At 66.3% G+C, this 17,259-nt stretch carries 13 protein-coding genes; 10 read left to right on the top strand and 3 right to left on the bottom strand.

Annotation, left to right across the window (positions count from 1 at the left end):
* Positions 1 to 342 precede the first annotated feature (342 nt).
* Positions 343 to 2,412, top strand: coding sequence for a rubber dioxygenase RoxA (roxA, locus tag NR810_RS17095; RefSeq protein WP_306818270.1), 2,070 nt, complete (start codon positions 343 to 345; stop codon positions 2,410 to 2,412).
* A gap of 54 nt (positions 2,413 to 2,466) precedes the next feature.
* On the opposite strand, the gene NR810_RS17090 is transcribed toward roxA, so the two are convergent.
* The 3 genes from NR810_RS17090 to NR810_RS17080 all read right to left on the bottom strand — a co-directional run bounded on the left by NR810_RS17090 (position 2,467) and on the right by NR810_RS17080 (position 5,569).
* A complete protein-coding gene (locus tag NR810_RS17090; RefSeq protein WP_257453686.1) occupies positions 2,467 to 3,240 on the bottom strand; it encodes an SDR family NAD(P)-dependent oxidoreductase in 774 nt (257 codons plus the stop codon).
* A 26-nt stretch (positions 3,241 to 3,266) separates the two neighbouring features.
* Positions 3,267 to 4,289, bottom strand: coding sequence for a phosphotransferase (locus NR810_RS17085; RefSeq protein WP_257453685.1), 1,023 nt, complete (start codon positions 4,287 to 4,289; stop codon positions 3,267 to 3,269).
* A gap of 68 nt (positions 4,290 to 4,357) precedes the next feature.
* A complete protein-coding gene (locus tag NR810_RS17080; protein ID WP_257453684.1) occupies positions 4,358 to 5,569 on the bottom strand; it encodes an acyl-CoA dehydrogenase family protein in 1,212 nt (403 codons plus the stop codon).
* Between the two features lie 196 nt (positions 5,570 to 5,765).
* On the opposite strand from NR810_RS17080, the gene NR810_RS17075 reads away from it, so the two are divergent.
* The 9 genes from NR810_RS17075 to NR810_RS17035 are packed head-to-tail and all read left to right on the top strand — an operon-like array spanning position 5,766 to position 17,246.
* Positions 5,766 to 6,608 carry an enoyl-CoA hydratase-related protein gene (locus tag NR810_RS17075; protein ID WP_257453683.1) on the top strand — a complete coding sequence of 281 codons (843 nt, stop codon included), beginning with the start codon at positions 5,766 to 5,768 and terminating at the stop codon, positions 6,606 to 6,608.
* The gene (locus tag NR810_RS17070) at positions 6,605 to 7,291 is read left to right on the top strand and encodes a TetR/AcrR family transcriptional regulator (RefSeq protein WP_257453682.1); all 687 of its coding nucleotides are present in this window, start codon (positions 6,605 to 6,607) and stop codon (positions 7,289 to 7,291) included. The genes NR810_RS17075 and NR810_RS17070 overlap by 4 nt, the downstream gene beginning before the upstream one ends.
* Positions 7,288 to 8,115, top strand: a complete 828-nt coding sequence (locus NR810_RS17065; protein WP_257453681.1) for an SDR family oxidoreductase — start codon at positions 7,288 to 7,290, stop codon at positions 8,113 to 8,115. Before NR810_RS17070 ends, NR810_RS17065 begins: the two co-directional genes overlap by 4 nt.
* Positions 8,116 to 8,161: 46 nt before the next feature.
* A complete protein-coding gene (locus NR810_RS17060; RefSeq protein WP_257453680.1) occupies positions 8,162 to 10,000 on the top strand; it encodes an AMP-dependent synthetase/ligase in 1,839 nt (612 codons plus the stop codon).
* Positions 10,001 to 10,035: 35 nt separating this feature from the next.
* Positions 10,036 to 11,175 (top strand): acyl-CoA dehydrogenase family protein, encoded by a 1,140-nt coding sequence (locus NR810_RS17055; protein WP_257453679.1) that lies wholly within the window; start codon positions 10,036 to 10,038, stop codon positions 11,173 to 11,175.
* Positions 11,176 to 11,203: 28 nt separating this feature from the next.
* A complete protein-coding gene (locus tag NR810_RS17050; RefSeq protein WP_257453678.1) occupies positions 11,204 to 12,352 on the top strand; it encodes an acyl-CoA dehydrogenase family protein in 1,149 nt (382 codons plus the stop codon).
* Positions 12,353 to 12,382: 30 nt separating this feature from the next.
* Positions 12,383 to 13,594 (top strand): acetyl-CoA C-acetyltransferase, encoded by a 1,212-nt coding sequence (locus NR810_RS17045; RefSeq protein WP_257453677.1) that lies wholly within the window; start codon positions 12,383 to 12,385, stop codon positions 13,592 to 13,594.
* Positions 13,595 to 13,635: 41 nt separating this feature from the next.
* Entirely contained in the window at positions 13,636 to 15,813 is a 2,178-nt protein-coding gene (locus NR810_RS17040) for a 3-hydroxyacyl-CoA dehydrogenase NAD-binding domain-containing protein (protein WP_257453676.1), read from the top strand.
* Between the two features lie 26 nt (positions 15,814 to 15,839).
* Positions 15,840 to 17,246, top strand: a complete 1,407-nt coding sequence (locus NR810_RS17035; protein ID WP_257453675.1) for an aldehyde dehydrogenase family protein — start codon at positions 15,840 to 15,842, stop codon at positions 17,244 to 17,246.
* The last annotated feature ends 13 nt before the right edge of the window (positions 17,247 to 17,259 follow it).

The raw sequence follows: 17,259 nt of genomic DNA, 5'->3' as shown, positions 1-17,259 counted from the left end.
CTCGCCTTCTGCTCACCGAAGGTCTGGGTGCGCTACATCCCCCCCCCCAACAGTCAGAGCCAGCCGAGGCTGCCCGCGCAGGCGGCGGGTGCGGTGTAGCCGAAGAATGCCGAGCGAGCGGCGCGGCATCCCCTGCGACGGTGGCATCACCAGGGACAGCTGAGCCGTGCTGCGTGAATCCAAGACGTCTGTCGTGGCGACACGCAGCATGACCCACCTCCGCAGTGCCTTCTCTTCGGCCCACTGTTCGAGTCCGCTTCTCTCTGTCATCCACCGGATGATGCGCCCAAAGATGACGCTGTTGACGCGCTGCGCATTGTGGACGCCCACCCCAGCGGCCTAATGAACGCCTTGTTGGCACTGTGCCAATACGTAATGGAGGGCTGCGCCATGAGACTGCGGTGGAACTGTGAATTGGCGTTTTCGAGCTTCCTGATTCTCGCCCTGAGTGCTTCTCGGGCAGTTGCGGACCCGTTGCCGTTGTTGGATTCGACGGCCACCCGGTCGCCATTCTCGGCGGCATGCGCTGGGCAACCGGATTCCACTCCGTTGCCGGTGGATCCGCGCACCCTGGTAGTGCCCGGCGTCAACAAGCCTGGGGCCGCGGTGCAGTTCAATGCCTACTGGGTGGACCTGCACTCGCCGCCGGCGCCGTTCGTCTCGACGCTGGCCCCGAATCCGAAGAACTGCGGCGAGTTTCGCGCGAGCGTCTCTCGGGGCCGGGCGAACATCGAGACCCGTGCCTACTTCCAGTCCTTCACCAACGCGCTCGCCTACTACAACCTCTATAGGCTCTGGGGCTACCTCATCCGCCCCGCCGACTTCGACGAGCAGGTCATCAAACGCTATGGGCTCGCGAAGGCGCCATTCCGCAACCCCTACCCTCTGCCCTGGGAGAACCCCAACCTCACCAATGGCGGCAGCGGGCAGCTTCCGCTGGGGCTCGTGCAGGAGAAGGACGAGAACGGGCGCTACACGGGAAGAATCAGCTCCGGCTGCTCGGGTTGCCACGATTCGCGGCTCGGGAGCGAGCAGGAGGCCGGCTTCGTGTGGGGCCGCTCGAACGACGCGATAGATGCTGGCTTGATCCAGTCCGACTTCTTCCGTTCCACGGGCGTGGGGACGGTGCTCCAACTCGTGCCCGTGCCCTGGAGCGTGGGCCGCGGCACGAGTGACGCCATTGGCATCGTCGACCTCCTGCCCGCCCTCTTCGACATGGACTCGCTCGCACTGGTACCGAGCCTGCTCGAGTTCTTCCCATCCCATGCGGGGGGCATGTCCCGTGCGCCCAACTGGTGGTACCGCGCGTTCAAGACGCGCCAGTTCTGGGATGGAGCGCTCACCTCGGACAACGTCCGTTCGGAGATGGCGTTTGGAATCGCGAACCTGGGTCGCACGCCCGAGCAGCGCCGCGCGCTGACCGCCGAGTTCGAGGACAACGACAACTTCTTCATCTCGCTCTCGCCCCCCCTCTACCCCAAGGCGATCAACACCGCGCTCGCCGAGCAAGGAGCCGTGCTCTTTCACGAGCGTGACCTCTGGGCGAACGGCGCCAATGCCAACATCCCGAAGACTCCAGGCAATGGCTCCTGCGCGAGCTGCCATGGCGTCTACTCGCCACGCTACGCCGCCAACCCCGCGTACCTGCCCGATCCCCGCCTCAAGGGCATTGCCGGCGTCATCACGCCCATCGAAACCATCCGGACGGATCCGGCGCGCGAGCAACTGATGGCCGACGTGCGTAAGCGCAGAGCCTGGAACACGTCCTTCCTCGCCTACAACGACCAGTCCCCCGACCACGGTCCCTTCTACGACGACCCCATCACGAGCGCACTGCGCCGCGTGCCGCGCAGCGCGTACGACAACGGCCTCGGGCCCATCTACTCACCCGAAGGGCCGAACACGTGGATCGAGCCGTTCGGCTACATGGCGACGCCCCTCTACGGCGCGTGGGCCTCCGCGCCTTATTTCCATAACGGAAGCGTGCCCACCATCTGGGAGGTGCTGAAGCCGTCGGACCGCCGGGCGGTCTGGAAGCGCCAGCAGACCTCCACCAACGCGCTGGGAACCAACGCGGGTTACGACGCGAGCCATGCCTCGTATGACTTCGCGAAGCTCGGCTGGAAGGTGACGCCACTTGCCTGCGGAGATGTCCCGAGCAACGACCCGTTCATCCCCTGCAGCCAGGAAATGGCGACGCCCGACATCCTCTTCGCGAACATCGCCAACCTCGTCGCGAACTACAACTCGCTCGCCTACCAGTCACCGCCGCCCATTACCCAGAAACAGATTCGCTCGCGGATGATCTTCAATTCGCATCTCTATGGGCTTGGAAATGGCGGGCATGACTTCACTCAATCGCTCACGGACGACGAGCGTTGGGCCCTCATCGAGTACCTGAAGACGCTCTAGAGCTCCGGGAAGAGCCGCTGCCTCCGGCTTCAATCCGGCCAGAGGCAGCGGTGATTACAGCGAGTGCAGCAGGTGACCGCCATCGACGGGCAGTGCGACACCGGTGATGAAGGCGCCGGCGTCACTGGCCAACAGCAGCAGCGCGCCCGAAAGGTCTTCCACCGTACCCAGCTTCTTCGACGGGATGTTGTTCTTGAGGTAGGCCTGACCGCGCTCTGACTTGAAGTAGCCGGAATTGATTTCGGTTTCGATGTAGCCGGGGCAGAGCGCGTTGACGCGGATGTTGTTGCGCATCAACTCCAGCGCCATGTGACGGGTGAGCTGGATCAGGCCCGCCTTGGACGTGGCATACAGCGATTCACCATAGCCGACACCGATGCCGAGGATCGAGGAGATGTTGACGATGCAGCCGGGCCTGCCGGCCATGCTCGGTTGATCGACGAACGCACGGGCGACGCGCCACGCCGCTTTCAGGTTGGTATCGACGACGTAATCCCAGTCTTCTTCCTGCGTCTTCGCGAAGAGCATCGATCGGGCGACGCCGGCATTGTTGATCAGCACGTCGATGGTGCCGAAGAACCTGCCCGCCTCCTCGAATGCGGCTTTCACGCTGTCGGGATCGGTGACATCCATCGCCACGGCCGCGGCATCACCACCGGCACTCTTGATGCGGTCGGCCAGCTGCCGCAGGCGCTCGACACGGCGCGCGGCGACCACCACCTTGGCGCCGGCTTCGGCCAGTACCTGCGCGAAATGCTCGCCGAGACCGCTCGACGCACCGGTTATCAGCGCCACGCGGCCGGTCAGATCAAAACGATTCTTGTTCATGGTGTTCTCCTGCGTTCCCGCCGGTGTCATGGGATCATCGCCACGGCCATCTCCGCGATCGGACCGGCCAGCGCGCCGTAGTCCATGGCCTTCCTGCTCGACGCATTGCCGTCGAGAGCGCGCTTGTAGACGCCCTGCAGAATCGCGGCGATGCGGAAGAAACTGAAGATGATGTAGAAATCCCAGTTCGGGATTGCCTTGATGCCGGTCAGCTCGCAATAGCGCGCGACATACTCCTCTTCCGAGGGAATACCGAGTGCCTCGCGGTCGAGACCTCCGAGGCCAGGGATCGCCGCATCCGGCGGCAGGCGCAGATGCATGCATTGATACGCGAGATCCGCCCACGGGTGACCGAGCGTCGACAGCTCCCAGTCGAGCACGGCGACGATGCGCGGTTCGGCCGGGTGGAACATGACATTGTCGATGCGGTAGTCGCCGTGGTTCAGCGCGACCTGACCGTCGTCGGCCGGCACGTTGGCGGGTAGCCACTCCATCAGCTTTTCCATTGCCGGCCTGGTGCCGGTCTGGCTGGCCCGGTATTGTTCGCTCCAGCGTTTGATCTGACGCTCGAAATAATTGCCGGGGCGGCCGTAGTCGGTGAGACCGGTCTGCTCCAGGTTGACCGTATGCATCGCGGCGAGTACGCGCACCATCTCATCGTAGATTGCGCGGCGCTCGGCCGGTGTCCGGTCCGGCAGCGCGCTGTTCCAGAAGATGCGGCCCTCGACGAATTCCATCACATAGAACATCGAGCCGATGACGCTGTCGTCGTCGCACAGTGTAAACATCCCTGGTACCGGCACCTGGGTCGCTGCCAGCGCCTTCATCACACGGTATTCGCGGTCGACCGCATGCGCCGATTTCAGCAGCAGTCCGGGCGGCTTCCGGCGCAGCACGTATCTGCGCTTCTCGGTGCGCACCATGAAGGTCGGGTTGGACTGCCCACCCGCGAATTTGGTGCATTCCTGAATCGTGCCGAAATCGGCAATCCGCGCAGCCAGATACTTCTGCAGATTTTCGACATTCAGCGTGTCGACTGCCTCGGACATGGATACGCCTCCTCGAAGATTCGTGCACCCACCGGCCGCACAGGTGCCGGACTCGGCCGCTTCCTGGCTCAAAGTGCTGACAGCTCCTGGATGACCTGCTTGCCGAGCGCCATCATGTGGACCTGATCGGGACCATCGGCAATGCGGCACCAGCGTGCGTAGTTGAACGCCTCGGCGAGGAAATAATCCCCGGTCAGACCGCCGGCTCCGTGCATCTGGATCGCCATGTCGATGACCTCGAAGCCGAGTTGCGGCACCATGATTTTCGCCATCGCGATCAGGTCTTTCGCATCTTTATTGCCGACGCGGTCCATCTTGTCCGCCGCGCGCAGCGTCATCAGGCGGCACATCTCGACCTTGGACGCCATCACCGCGATGGCCTCGCGCACCGAGCCCTGCGTGCTCAGCTTCTTGCCGAAGGCCACGCGATTCTCCACGCGTTTGCAGGCGTATTCCAGTGCGCGCTGGGCGGCGCCGATCACGCGCATGCAGTGATGGATGCGGCCTGGGCCAAGGCGGCCCTGGGCGATCTCGAAACCGCGGCCCTCGCCGAGCAGGAGATTCGATTTCGGCACGCGCACGTTGTCGAACACGATTTCGGCGTGGCCGTGCGGCTCCTCCCAGTAACCCAGCGTCGACAGGGGCCGCTTGATGATCATGCCCGGCGTGCCGCGTTCGACCAGTACCTGGGATTGCTGCAGGTGGCGGTTCGGATTGTCCGGATCGGTCTTGCCCATGACGATGAAGATCTGGCAGTTCTCGTGCATCGCGCCGGTGGCGAACCACTTGGTGCCGTTGATGACGTACTCGTCGCCTTCAGCGCGGATCGAGAGCTCGACGTTGGTCGCATCGCTGGAAGCCACATTCGGCTCGGTCATGACATAGGCCGAGCGGATCTTTCCTTCCAGCAGCGGTTCCAGCCATTTCTTCTGTTGCTCGGGCGTCGCGTACCGCGCGAACACTTCCATATTGCCGGTGTCGGGCGCGGAGCAGTTGAAGACCTCGGCAGCCCAGAACACGCGGCCCATGATTTCGGCCAGCGGCGCGTACTCGAGGTTGGTCAGGCCGGCGCCGCCGTGCTCGGTACCCGGCATGAACAGGTTCCACAGCCCCTGAGCTTTCGCCTTGGCCTTCAGCTCCTCGACGATCGGCGGCGATGCCCAGCGGTTCTTCTGCACCTGCTGGGTGAACGTGTGTTCGTTCGGATGGACGTGCTCCTTCATGAAGGCATTGAGCCGGTTTTGCAGCTCCGTGACGCGGGGCGAGTGTTGGAAATCCATGGGGTTCTCCTTTGAAAACAATCAGGTGTGGGGGACTTGCATATCACGCGGTGGCTCGGGTGGAGTCCCTGGTCGCAACCAGGATGACGCAACACGTCGGACACCAGGCATGGGCTCGCAGGCAGCACTTCAAAGACTGTTGCTGTTGACACGGTGCCAACAAGCCCCCATCATCACGCGGATAGAGGCCCCACTCATGAGCTACCAACACATCCGGTCTTCAGTTGCGGATCGGGTCGCTACCCTGGAGTTGAACCGTCCCGAAGCGAGGAACGGATTCACCGTCACCATGGCGGACGAGCTCGCCGACGCGCTCGGCGACGCCGACGCAAACGAGGACGTACGCGTGGTCGTCCTCACCGGCGCTGGCAAGGACTTCTGCGTAGGTGCGGACCTGAGCGGCCGCTCGTTCGAGGTGTCGAATATCAACCACCTGGAGCGCGGCTGGGTCGAGCCGGCGACTCGGGTGACTCGCAAGATGTTCGCGCTGCGCAAGCCGGTCATCGCCGCCGTCCGCGGCGCCGCGGTGGGCGTGGGCTCGACGATGATCCTCCCCGCGGACTTCCGCCTCGCCGCGAAAGACAGCCGCTTTGGCTTCGTCTTCAGCCGGCGTGGCATCTATCCGGAAGCGGGCTCGTGCTGGTTCCTGCCGCGCCTCGTCGGAATGGGGCGCGCGCTCGATTGGATGGTGAGTGGCCGTCTGATCCAAGCGGAGGAGGCGCTCGGCGCGGGTCTGGTCCAGTCCCTCCACGAGCCCGACGCGCTGCTCGATGCCGCCCATGCGCTCGCCCGTGAGCTGGTCGAGACCACCGCGCCGGTGTCCGTGGCCGTCATCCGGCAGGCCCTCTACCGGATGAGCGCGCTCCCCTCGCCCGAGCCCGCCTTCGCACTCGACAGCCAGCTCATCGCGAGCTGTGCCCAGAACGCGGACGCCGAGGAGGGCGTGATGTCGTTCCTGCAGAAGCGGCCCGCGAAGTTCCCCCGAACGGTGGAGCGGGACCTGCCGGCGTTCCTGCCCTGGCGGGAGCAGAAGTCATGAGCCCGGCCGTTGCTCCTCGCAGGAAACGGCTCGAGCCGGACGCGCGCAGGGAACAGATTCTGGAGTGCGCCACGCGGCTGTTCGGCGAGCGCCCGTACGCGGAAGTCTCCACCACGGACATCGCCCGGGAGGCGGGCGTCGCCCGGGGATTGCTCAATCACTACTTCGGGCAGAAGCGGGATCTCTATTTGAAGGTCGTGAAGAGAATGCTGCTCATGCCCGGCCTTGACGAGAGTGTGCCCATGACGGGAACCTTGCGGCAGCGGGTGGAGCGCAGTGTCGAGTGGTACCTCGATACGGTGGCGACCCACGGAAAGACCTACGTGGCGGTTACCGGCGCGGGGGGCATCGGCGCGGATCCGGAGGTCGAGCGCATCATCTCGGAGGCGGACGACGTGGCCGCTTCGAAGACGCTCGAGTTCCTGGGTCTCAAGGTCGAGGTCGGAAGTGACGCGCGGCAGCGGGCGATGATGCGCTCCTACGGCGGGCTGGTGAAAGCCACCATCCGCGAGTGGATCCGCGGCGGGACACTCTCGCGCGAGGACGCGCACCTGCTCCTGAGCGAAGCGCTCATCACGATCGTGCGCGACGTGTTCCCCCAGCTCCATCACGACGCCCACCCCGAGCCCGGCGAGTCCCAGGGGCCGGGGTCAGGGCGCAAGCGAGGAAAGGACGAGCGATGACCTCGAGGCCGCTTGCGGGACGCACGCTGTTGATGTCCGGAGGAAGCCGCGGAATCGGGCTGGCGATCGGCGTCGCGGCGGGGCGCCTGGGCGCCAATGTCGCGCTCCTGGCGAAGACCGACACCCCGGATCCACGGCTGCCCGGGACGGTGCACACGGCGGCCGCGGAGATCGAAGCCGCGGGCGGTCAGGCGCTCGCGGTGGTCGGCGACGTGCGCGACGAAGCGGCCGTGCAACGGGCCGTGGATGAGACCGTGGCGCGCTTTGGTGGCATCGACTTCTGCGTCAACAACGCGAGCGCCCTCGCTCCGCTCAAGACCGAAGAGCTGCCGGTCAAGCGCTTCGACCTGATGCAGCAGATCCAGCTGCGGGGGACGTTCCTTCTGACGCGCGCGGCGATTCCGCACCTGCGGAGATCTCCCCACCCGCACATCCTCTCGCTCTCGCCGCCGGTCAACCTCGCGCCGCGCTGGATGGGCCTGCACCCGGCGTACACGCTCGCCAAGTACGGGATGACCCTGCTCACGCTCGGCTGGGCCGCGGAGCTGGCCGAGGCCGGTATCGCCGCGAACGCCCTCTGGCCCCGGACGCTCATCGCCACCGCCGCCGTGAGGAACATACTCGGGGGCGACACATCGATGCAGCGGGCCCGCTCGCCGGAGATCATGGCGGACGCGGCCGTGGCCATCCTCCAGCGCCCGCCGCGCGATTGCACGGGGCAGACCTTCATCGATGAAGACGTCCTCCGCGCCGAAGGCATCACCGACTTCAGCAGCTATGGGGGGGGACCTGACGTCCTGCTCGACCTCTACGTCGACCCCTGAAGAGGAACAAAACAGCACGTTTGTCCATTGACTCGAGGAAGTGCCCATGGGTCCGTCGCTCGCAGCCTTGGAAGCGCAGTGCCAATCACAGGCAAGCAAGCTCACGCTGCCGCTGCTCCTCAAACGCAATGCCGAAGAATATGCGGGCGCTCCCGCCCTCAGCGCCGGAGACAAGACGCTCACCTGGGCACAGCTGCGCGAACAGACCGCCGCGCTCGCCCGCGGGCTCGGCGCGCTCGGGCTGACGCGAGGCGAGCGGATGATGATCATGATGTCCAGCCGGCCAGAGCACTGGAGCATCGACTTCGCCGCAGTCCACCTCGCCGCCATTCCCTGTACCGCATACCAGACCCTGAGCACCGAGCAGGTGGGCTACGTCGCGCGGCACAGCCAGGCCACGGTGGTGGTGCTGGAGGGCGCGGAGGAGGTCGCACGGTGGCGGCCGGTGCTCGAAACGCTCCCGGCGCTCAAACGGATCATCGTCCTGGATTCATCGGCCATCCCAGCCGGGGATGCGCGCTTCGTCTCCTTCGCGGAGGTCGAGGCCGAGGGACGCAGGTTGCACCAGGCGGATCCCACGGTCTTCGAGGACGGCTGGAGAACCATCCGGCCCGAGGACCCGATCGCGATGATGTACACCTCGGGCACCACTGGCGACCCCAAAGGCGTGGTGCTGAGCCACCGGAACGCCTTCTATGAGGCGATCGCGGTGGACCTCGTCATCCCCATTCCCATGCAGTCCCCGTCGATCGCCTATCTCCCGCTGGCGCATATCGCGGAGCGCGAGCTCGGCTTCTACCGCGCGCTCTACAAGGCGCTGCACGTGCACATCTGCGCGGATCCGGCGGGCGTGGTGCCGCTGATGGCCAAGGTGTCTCCCCCTTCGTTCTTCGGAGTGCCGCGCGTCTGGGAGAAGCTCGCCGGGGGTCTGCGGGCGAAGCTGGGCACGCTCGAGCCTCCTCAGCGCGAGGCCATCCTCTCCGCTCATGCGGTGGCCCTGGAGACCTTCCGGCTCGAAGGCGCCGGAAAAGCCGTGCCCCCGGAGCTCCTGCAGAAGGTCGCGGAGGCGGATGCCAGGGTCCTCAAGCCCCTGCGCAAGATGCTCGGACTGGACACGCTCGAGTGGGCGAGCAGCGGCTCGGCGCCCATTCCCGTCGACATTCTCGAGTACCTCGGAGGCTTCGGGCTCAAGGTGCTCGAGGTCTGGGGCATGAGCGAAACCACCGGCTGCGCCACCATCAGCACGTCCGCGGACTTCCGCGTGGGTGCCGTGGGCAGGCCCATTCCCGGAATGCAGCTCCGGCTGGCCGGGGACGGTGAAATCCTCGTTCGCGGCCCCGTGGTGTTCCTCGGCTATCTCGCCGCGGACGGCCAGATCGTCAGCGCGGTCGACGCGGACGGCTGGCTCGCCACCGGCGACATCGGCACGCTCGACCCCGACGGATTCCTCACCATCACCGACCGCAAGAAGGAGCTCCTCATCACCTCGAGCGGGAAGAACATCGCGCCATCCCGGCTCGAGGGCATGCTGCGCGCGCACCCGCTCGTCGGTCAGGCGATCACGATTGGCGATGGCCGGCCCTACGTGACGGCACTCGTCTCGCTCGACCCGGACGCCGCGCCGCTCTGGGCCAAGGCCCATGGCCTCGCGCCGCGGTCGCACGCCGAGCTCGCGCGCGATCCGGCGATTCGCGCCGAGCTCGAGTCGCTCGTTGCCTCGACCAACGCCCGGCTTTCCCGAGCGGAGCAGATCAAGCGCTTCGAGGTGGTCCCCGAGGCGTGGTCTCCCGCGACGGGCCAGCTCACGCCCACCCTCAAGCTCAAGCGCCGCGTCATCCTCGAGCAGTACGCCGAGCGCATCGCCACGCTCTACGCGAACGCCTGACCCCCACCTCCCGAACCACCACCCAAGGGACTCCCATGCATGCGAGAACACCGGAGCAAGCCTCGTTCGCCGCCGCCATCGACGCGTTCTGCCGCGCCAAGACGGGGACGCGCGCGCAACGCGACGCCTTGACCGGAAACGGTACCGAGGCCCACAACCCCGCACTCTACGCTCAGATGGCCGAGCTCGGTTGGCTCGGGGTGGGCATCCCGTCGAAGTATGGCGGCTCGGACGGCGGCATGTCCGACATGTGTCTCTTCGCCGAGCGGACCGCGTACGGGCTCGCCCCGGTGGGTGGCTATATCACCACGGCGGTCGCCGCCGGTCCGTACGCGAAGTTCGGGACCGAGGCCCAGCGCGAGACGATTCTCGGCGGCATCACCCGCGGCCGCGTGGAGGCGGTCTCCATTTCAGAACCCGGGGCCGGCTCGGACGTCGCCGCGATCACCTGCCGCGCGACCCGGACGCCGGGAGGATTCATCATCAACGGGCAGAAGACCTGGTGCTCGAACGCGCACTTCGCGGACCACATCCTGCTCGTGGCTCGCACCCACGCCTCGAGCTCGCGGCACGAGGGCCTCACCATGTTCTGCGTCCCCGCGGGCACGCCGGGGGTGGAGATTCGTGGCATCCCCACGATGGGCGGCAAGGAAGTGAATGACGTCTACTTCACCGACTGCTTCCTGCCCGAGAGCGCCGTGGTCGGAACCGTGGACCAGGCCTGGCCCCAGCTGATGGCGGGGCTCAACAGCGAGCGGCTCCTCCTCGCCGCGTCCATGCTCGGCCGCGGCCGGCGCGCCTTCGATGACGCCGTCGCGTACGTGAAGGAGCGCAAGCAGTTCGGCAAGCCGATTGGTTCCTTCCAGGCGCTCAAGCACCGGATCGCGGACCTCGCCACCGAGCTCGATTGCTGTGAGCTGCTCATCTACCGCGTGGCCGCGATGGCGGACGAGGCACCCGATCGGAGGCTCCCCCGCGAGGCGTCGATGGCGAAGCTGAAGGCGACCGAGACGGCCAAGCGCGTGGCGCTCGAAGGCATGCAGATGATGGGGGGCTACGGCTACGCCCTCGAGTACGACATGGAGTCGCATCTGCGCGCCACGGTGATCTCCACCGTCTATGGCGGCACGAACGAAATCCAGCGCGACATCATCGGCAAGACGTTCGGACTCTAGCGCGGAACCAGAGAAGAGAGAGGCAGACATGACGAGACGTTCCCCATGGGGCTCGGAGGAGCTCGAGCAGGTGCGCGGGCTCGCGGCCGCCTACTTCACGAAAGAGGTCCTTCCCAACGTGCCCAAGCACGTGGCCCAGGGTCATCCGGACAAGGCGCTCTATCGACGAGCAGGCGAGCTTGGGCTCCTGTGCATGTCCATTCCGGAGACCTACGGCGGAGGTGGTGGCACGTTCGCGCACGAGGCGGTCCTCATCGAGGAGCAGATCCGCGCCGGGGACCCTTCGATGGGCTTCGGCGTGCATTGCGCCATCGTCGCGCATTACCTCCTCGCCTATGCGTCCGAGGCCCAGAAGCAGAAGTGGCTGCCCAGGCTGGCGAGCGGCGAGTGGGTGGGGGCCATCGCCATGACCGAGCCGGGGACGGGTTCGGATCTCCAGGCCATCTCCACCCGCGCGGTGCGGGACGGCGATTTCTACCGGGTGAGCGGCGCGAAGACGTTCATCTCCAACGGCTACGTCTGTGACTTCGTCATCATCGCCGTGCGGACGGGGGATGCGAAGGGCCATGCCGGCATCTCGCTGTTGTGCGCCGAGGTCTCCGACACGACGCCCGGCTTCACGCGGGGCCGCATCCTCGACAAGCTCGGCGGCAAGGGCCAGGACACCACCGAGCTCTTCTTCGATGACATGAAGGTCCCCGCCGTCAATCTGCTCGGCGGCGAGGAGGGCCATGGTTTCGTCCAGATGATGCAGCAGCTGCCCCAGGAGCGGCTGATCGTGGCGCTCATGGGCATGGCGAGCATCGAGCGTGCCGTGGAGGTGACGGTCGAGTACACCAAGCAGCGTCACGTCTTCGGCAAGCCCCTCATCGCCTTGCAGAACACGCGCTTCGAGCTCGCGGAGTGCGCGACCCTGAAGCGTGTGTGCCGCACCTTCATCGATGACTGCATCCAATCCCACCTCGAGGGTCAGCTCGACGTGACCACGGCGGCCATGGCCAAATACTGGGTGACCGACCAGGCCTGCATCGTCGCGGATCGCTGCCTTCAACTCTTTGGCGGATATGGGTACATGAAGGAGTACCCCATTGCCCACCTGTTCGCCGATACCCGCGTGTTGCGGATTTTCGCTGGCGCGAATGAGATCATGAAAGAGCTCGTCGCCCGTTCCCTCTGAACCACCAACCGTTTCGCAAGGAGGCTCCCGGTGAGCCAGGAAGCTTTCATCTTCGACGCCGTTCGCACCCCTCGCGGTAAGGGCAAGAAGGGCTCGCTGCACGGAATCAAGCCCCTATCGCTGCTCGTCGGCCTGGTGGATGCGCTCAAGAAACGCCACCCGAACCTGGATCCCCAGCGGATCGACGACGTGGTGCTCGGCGTGGTCTCCCCAGTCGGGGACCAGGGCGCGGACATCGCCCGGACCCTCGTGCTCGCGGCCGGCCTCCCGGAGACGACCGGCGGAGTCCAGCTCAACCGCTTCTGCGCCTCGGGCCTGACCGCGGTGAACATGGCCGCCCAGCAGGTGCGCTCGGGCTGGGAGCACCTGGTCATCGCGGGCGGAGTGGAGAGCATGTCGCGCGTCCCGATGGGCTCGGACGGCGGCGCCTGGGCCCTGGACCCCGCCACCAACTATGACACGTACTTCGTGCCCCAGGGCATCTCCGCGGACCTGATCGCGACGATGGAGGGCTTCACCCGCGAGGACGTGGATCGCTACGCCGCGCAGTCGCAGGAGCGTGCGGCCAGGGCCTGGGCCGCCGGATACTTCAAGAACTCCGTCGTCCCTGTGGTGGACCAGAACGGCCTCACCGTGCTCGACCGCGACGAGCACATGCGCCCGGACTCCACCGTGGCCTCGCTCGGTCAGCTCAACCCGTCCTTCGCCGGGGTCGGCGAGGCCGGCGGCTTCGACGCGGTGGCGCTGCAGAAGTATCACTTCGTGGAGAAGATCCACCACGTGCACACGCCGGGGAACTCGTCCGGCATCGTCGACGGCGCGGCGCTCGTGCTGGTGGGCTCGGAGAAGGTCGGCAAGGCGCTCGGCCTCACGCCGCGGGCGCGCATCGCCGCCGTTGCCACGTCCGGTGCGGACCCGACCCTCATGCTCACCGGCCCGATTCCGGCCACCCGGAAGTTGCTCGAGATCGCCGGCCTCTCCGTCAAGGATATCGACCTCTTCGAGCTCAACGAGGCCTTCGCCTCCGTGGTCCTCAAGTACCAGAAGGACCTCGCCATCCCGAGCGAGAAGCTCAACGTCAACGGCGGTGCGATCGCCATGGGCCACCCGCTCGGGGCCACCGGCGCGATGATTCTCGGGACCGTGGTGGACGAGCTCGAGCGGCGGAAGGCACGCCGCGCGGTCGTCACCCTGTGCGTCGGCGGCGGGATGGGCGTGGCCACCCTCGTCGAGCGCGTTTGAACCTCTTCCCCCTCTTTTATCGACAACATTCGAGCGAACCCATGAGCGAGCAGAACACCATCCGCTGGGAGCGAGACGCCGACGGCATCGTGGTCTTGACGTTGGATGATCCGGGCCAGTCCGCCAACACGATGAACGCCGCATATGTGAAGTCCATGCGCGCGACCGTGGACCGGCTGGTCAAGGAGAAGGACACCCTCACGGGCGTCATCATCACCTCCGCGAAGAAGACGTTCTTCGCGGGCGGTGACCTGAACGATTTGCGCAACGTGAAGAAGGACGAGGCGAAGCAGGTCTTCGAGCTCGGACTGGAGATCAAAGCGCAGCTGCGGACACTGGAGACCCTGAGCAAGCCCGTGGTCGCGGCCATCAACGGCGCGGCGCTCGGGGGTGGGCTCGAGATCGCGCTCGCGTGTCACCGGCGCATCGTCGCCGACGTCAAGGGCGTGCAGCTCGGGCTGCCGGAGGTGACGCTCGGGCTGCTTCCCGGCGGCGGAGGCGTGGTGCGCGCGGTGCGCATGCTCGGCATCGTGGACGCGCTGATGAAGGTCCTGCTCCAGGGCCAGAGCTACCGGCCGCGGGAGGCAAAGGAACTGGGCCTCGTGCACGAGGTGGTGGACTCGGTGGACGCGCTCCTGCCCGCGGCCAGGGCCTGGGTGAAGGCGAATCCCACGGCGCAGCAGCCGTGGGACCAGAAGGGCTACAAGATTCCGGGCGGCACCCCGTCCTCGCCATCCCTCGCGGCGAACCTGCCCGCGTTCCCCGCCAACCTGCGCAAGCAACTCAAGGGCGCGAACATGCCCGCGCCGCGCGCCATCATGGCGGCGGCCGTCGAGAGCACGCAGGTGGACATCGACACCGCGTTCACCATCGAGTCGCGCTACTTCACCGAGCTCGTCACCGGCCAGGTCGCGAAGAACATGATTCAGGCGTTCTTCTTCGACATGCAGCACATCAAGTCGGGCGGCGGCCGTCCGAAGGGCTTCCCGCAGCACACGGCGAAGAAGGTCGGTGTCCTCGGCGCCGGGATGATGGGCGCCGGCATCGCCTATGTGTGCGCCAAGGCCGGCATCGACGTGGTGCTCAAGGACGTGAGCCTCGCCTCCGCCGAGAAGGGCAAGCAGTACTCCGTCAAGCTGGTGGAGAAGGCCATCCAGAAGGGCCAGTCCACGAAGGAGAAGGGCGACGCGCTCCTGGCGCGAATCCAACCCACCGCGGATGCCGCCGCGCTCGCGGGTTGTGACCTGGTCATCGAAGCCGTCTTCGAGGACGTGAAGCTCAAGCACCAGGTCTTCCAGGAGATTCAAGGCGTGGTCGCCCCGGACGCGGTGCTTGCTTCCAACACCTCGACCCTGCCCATCACCCTGCTCGCCGAGGGCGTGAAGCGGCCGGCCGACTTCGTCGGGATGCACTTCTTCTCCCCGGTGGACAAGATGCCGCTGCTCGAGCTCATCGCGGGAAAGACGACGAGCGACGCCACGCTGGCGAAGGCCATCGACATCGCGGTCCAGATTGGAAAGACGCCCATCGTCGTCAACGATAGCCGGGGCTTCTTCACCAGCCGGGTGATCGGCACCTTCCTCAACGAGGCCATCGCCATGGTGGGCGAGGGGATCGCGCCTGCCTCCATCGAGCAGGCGGGCCTCCAGGCGGGCTACCCCGCGGCTCCGCTCCAGCTGGTGGACGAATTAACGTTGACCCTGCCGCGAAAGATCCGCCTCGAGACCAAGGCCGCCGCCGAGGCCGCTGGCCAGCCGTGGATGGACCACGGCAGCTACGCGGTCATGGACGCGATGATCGATCAGTACCAGCGCAAGGGCCGCTCCACCGGGGGCGGCTTCTATGACTACGTGGATGGCAAGCGCACGGGCCTCTGGCCGGGGCTTGCCCAGCACTTCACCCGGCCCGGTTACACCATCCCCTTCGAGGACATGAAGGAGCGGATGCTGTTCGCCGAGGCCATCGACACGGTGAAGTGCTTCGACGAAGGCGTCCTCCGCTCCGCCGCCGACGCGAACGTGGGCTCCCTCCTCGGAATCGGCTTCCCGCCGTGGACGGGAGGTGTCGTGCAATACATCAACGGCTACGAAGGGCGTACCGGCACGGGGCCGCGCGGCTTCGTCACCCGCGCGCGCGAGCTCGCGGAGCGCTACGGGAAGCACTTCCTGCCGCCCGCATCGCTCGTCGCGAAGGCCGAAAGAGGCGAGTTCCTGAAGTAGCCCCCTCCCACGGAAGGAGAAGTCCCATGGCTCGGAGTCTCAACAACCTCGCCGCCGTTCCGCCTTCGCTCCACACGAAGGCGCTCGTCGAAAAACAGCGTGCCTACTTCGAGACCCGAGTCACGCTCCCGCTCCACTGGCGGCGGGAGCAGTTGCAGGCGCTCGACCGGGCGGCGCGCAAGTACGAGGCGGAGATCCTCGCCGCCCTCAAGGCGGATCTTTCGAAGAGTCCGGAGGAGGCCTACCTCACCGAGGTCGGGAACATCTACGGAGAGATCAAGAACGCGCTCAAGAACGTGAAGGCGTGGATGGAGCCGCGGCGGGGGTCGGCGCCCCTCGTCATCCAGCCGGCGCGGGCCTACCAATATGCGGAGCCGCTCGGCGTGACGCTCATCATCTCGCCCTGGAACTACCCCTACCAGTTGTCGATGGCGCCGCTCATCGGGGCACTCGCCGCGGGCTGCACGGCCGTGTTGAAGCCCAGCGAGCTGTCACCCGCGACTTCGGGCGTGCTCAGGCGGATGCTGGGCGAGGCCTTCCCGGCGGAAGTCGTCTCGGTCGTCGAGGGGGACGCGGAGGTGAGCCAGGCGCTCCTCGCGGAGCGCTGGGACCTCATCTTCTTCACTGGTGGAACCCAGGTGGGCCGGGTGGTGGCCGAAGCCGCCGCCCGGCACCTCACGCCCACCGTTCTCGAGCTGGGTGGAAAGAGCCCCTGCATTGTCGACAGAAGCGCGGACCTCGAGGTCACCGCGCGACGCATCGCCTGGGGCAAGTACGTCAACGCCGGACAGACATGCGTCGCGCCGGATTACGTGCTCATTCCACCCGAGTTCAAGGGCCGCTTCATCGACCTGGTCCAGAAAGCCGTCAGAAGCTTCTACGGTGCCGATGCGCGCACGAGCAGCGACTATGGCCGCATCGTCAGCCCTCGCCACTTCGAGCGAATCTCCGCGCTCGCGGCCGACGGTCAGATCGCCTTCGGCGGCGAGCGCGACGCGCCCAGCCGCTACTTCGCGCCCACCGTCATCACCGATGCACCGTTGTCAAGCCCGCTGATGCAGGAGGAGATCTTCGGTCCCCTGCTCCCGCTCGTCGACTGTCCGAGCATCGACGACGCCATCCGCTTCGTGCGCTCCCGTCCGAAGCCGCTCGCCCTCTACAGCTTCGCGCGCGACGCGGCGGTGAACGAGCGCGTCCTCACGGAGACCTCGAGCGGCGGAGCGGTCGCCAACGACGTGTGCGTTCACTTCGCCGTCGAGGGGCTTCCTTTCGGAGGAGTGGGCGAGTCGGGGCTCGGCGGCTATCACGGCCAGGCCAGCTTCGATGCCTTCAGTCACAAGAAGAGCGTGGTGAAGCGGCCCTTCGCGCTCGACATGAAGCTGCGCTACCCGCCCTATGGCGGAAAGCTCGGCCTCCTCAAGCGCTTCTTGTGAATCCAACTCCACC

The sequence above is a fragment of the Archangium lipolyticum genome (genome assembly GCF_024623785.1).
Taxonomy (GTDB): Bacteria; Myxococcota; Myxococcia; order Myxococcales; family Myxococcaceae; genus Archangium; species Archangium lipolyticum.
The sequence above is the reverse complement of the archived record's forward strand: the minus strand, read 5'-3'. Positions and strand labels throughout refer to the sequence as shown.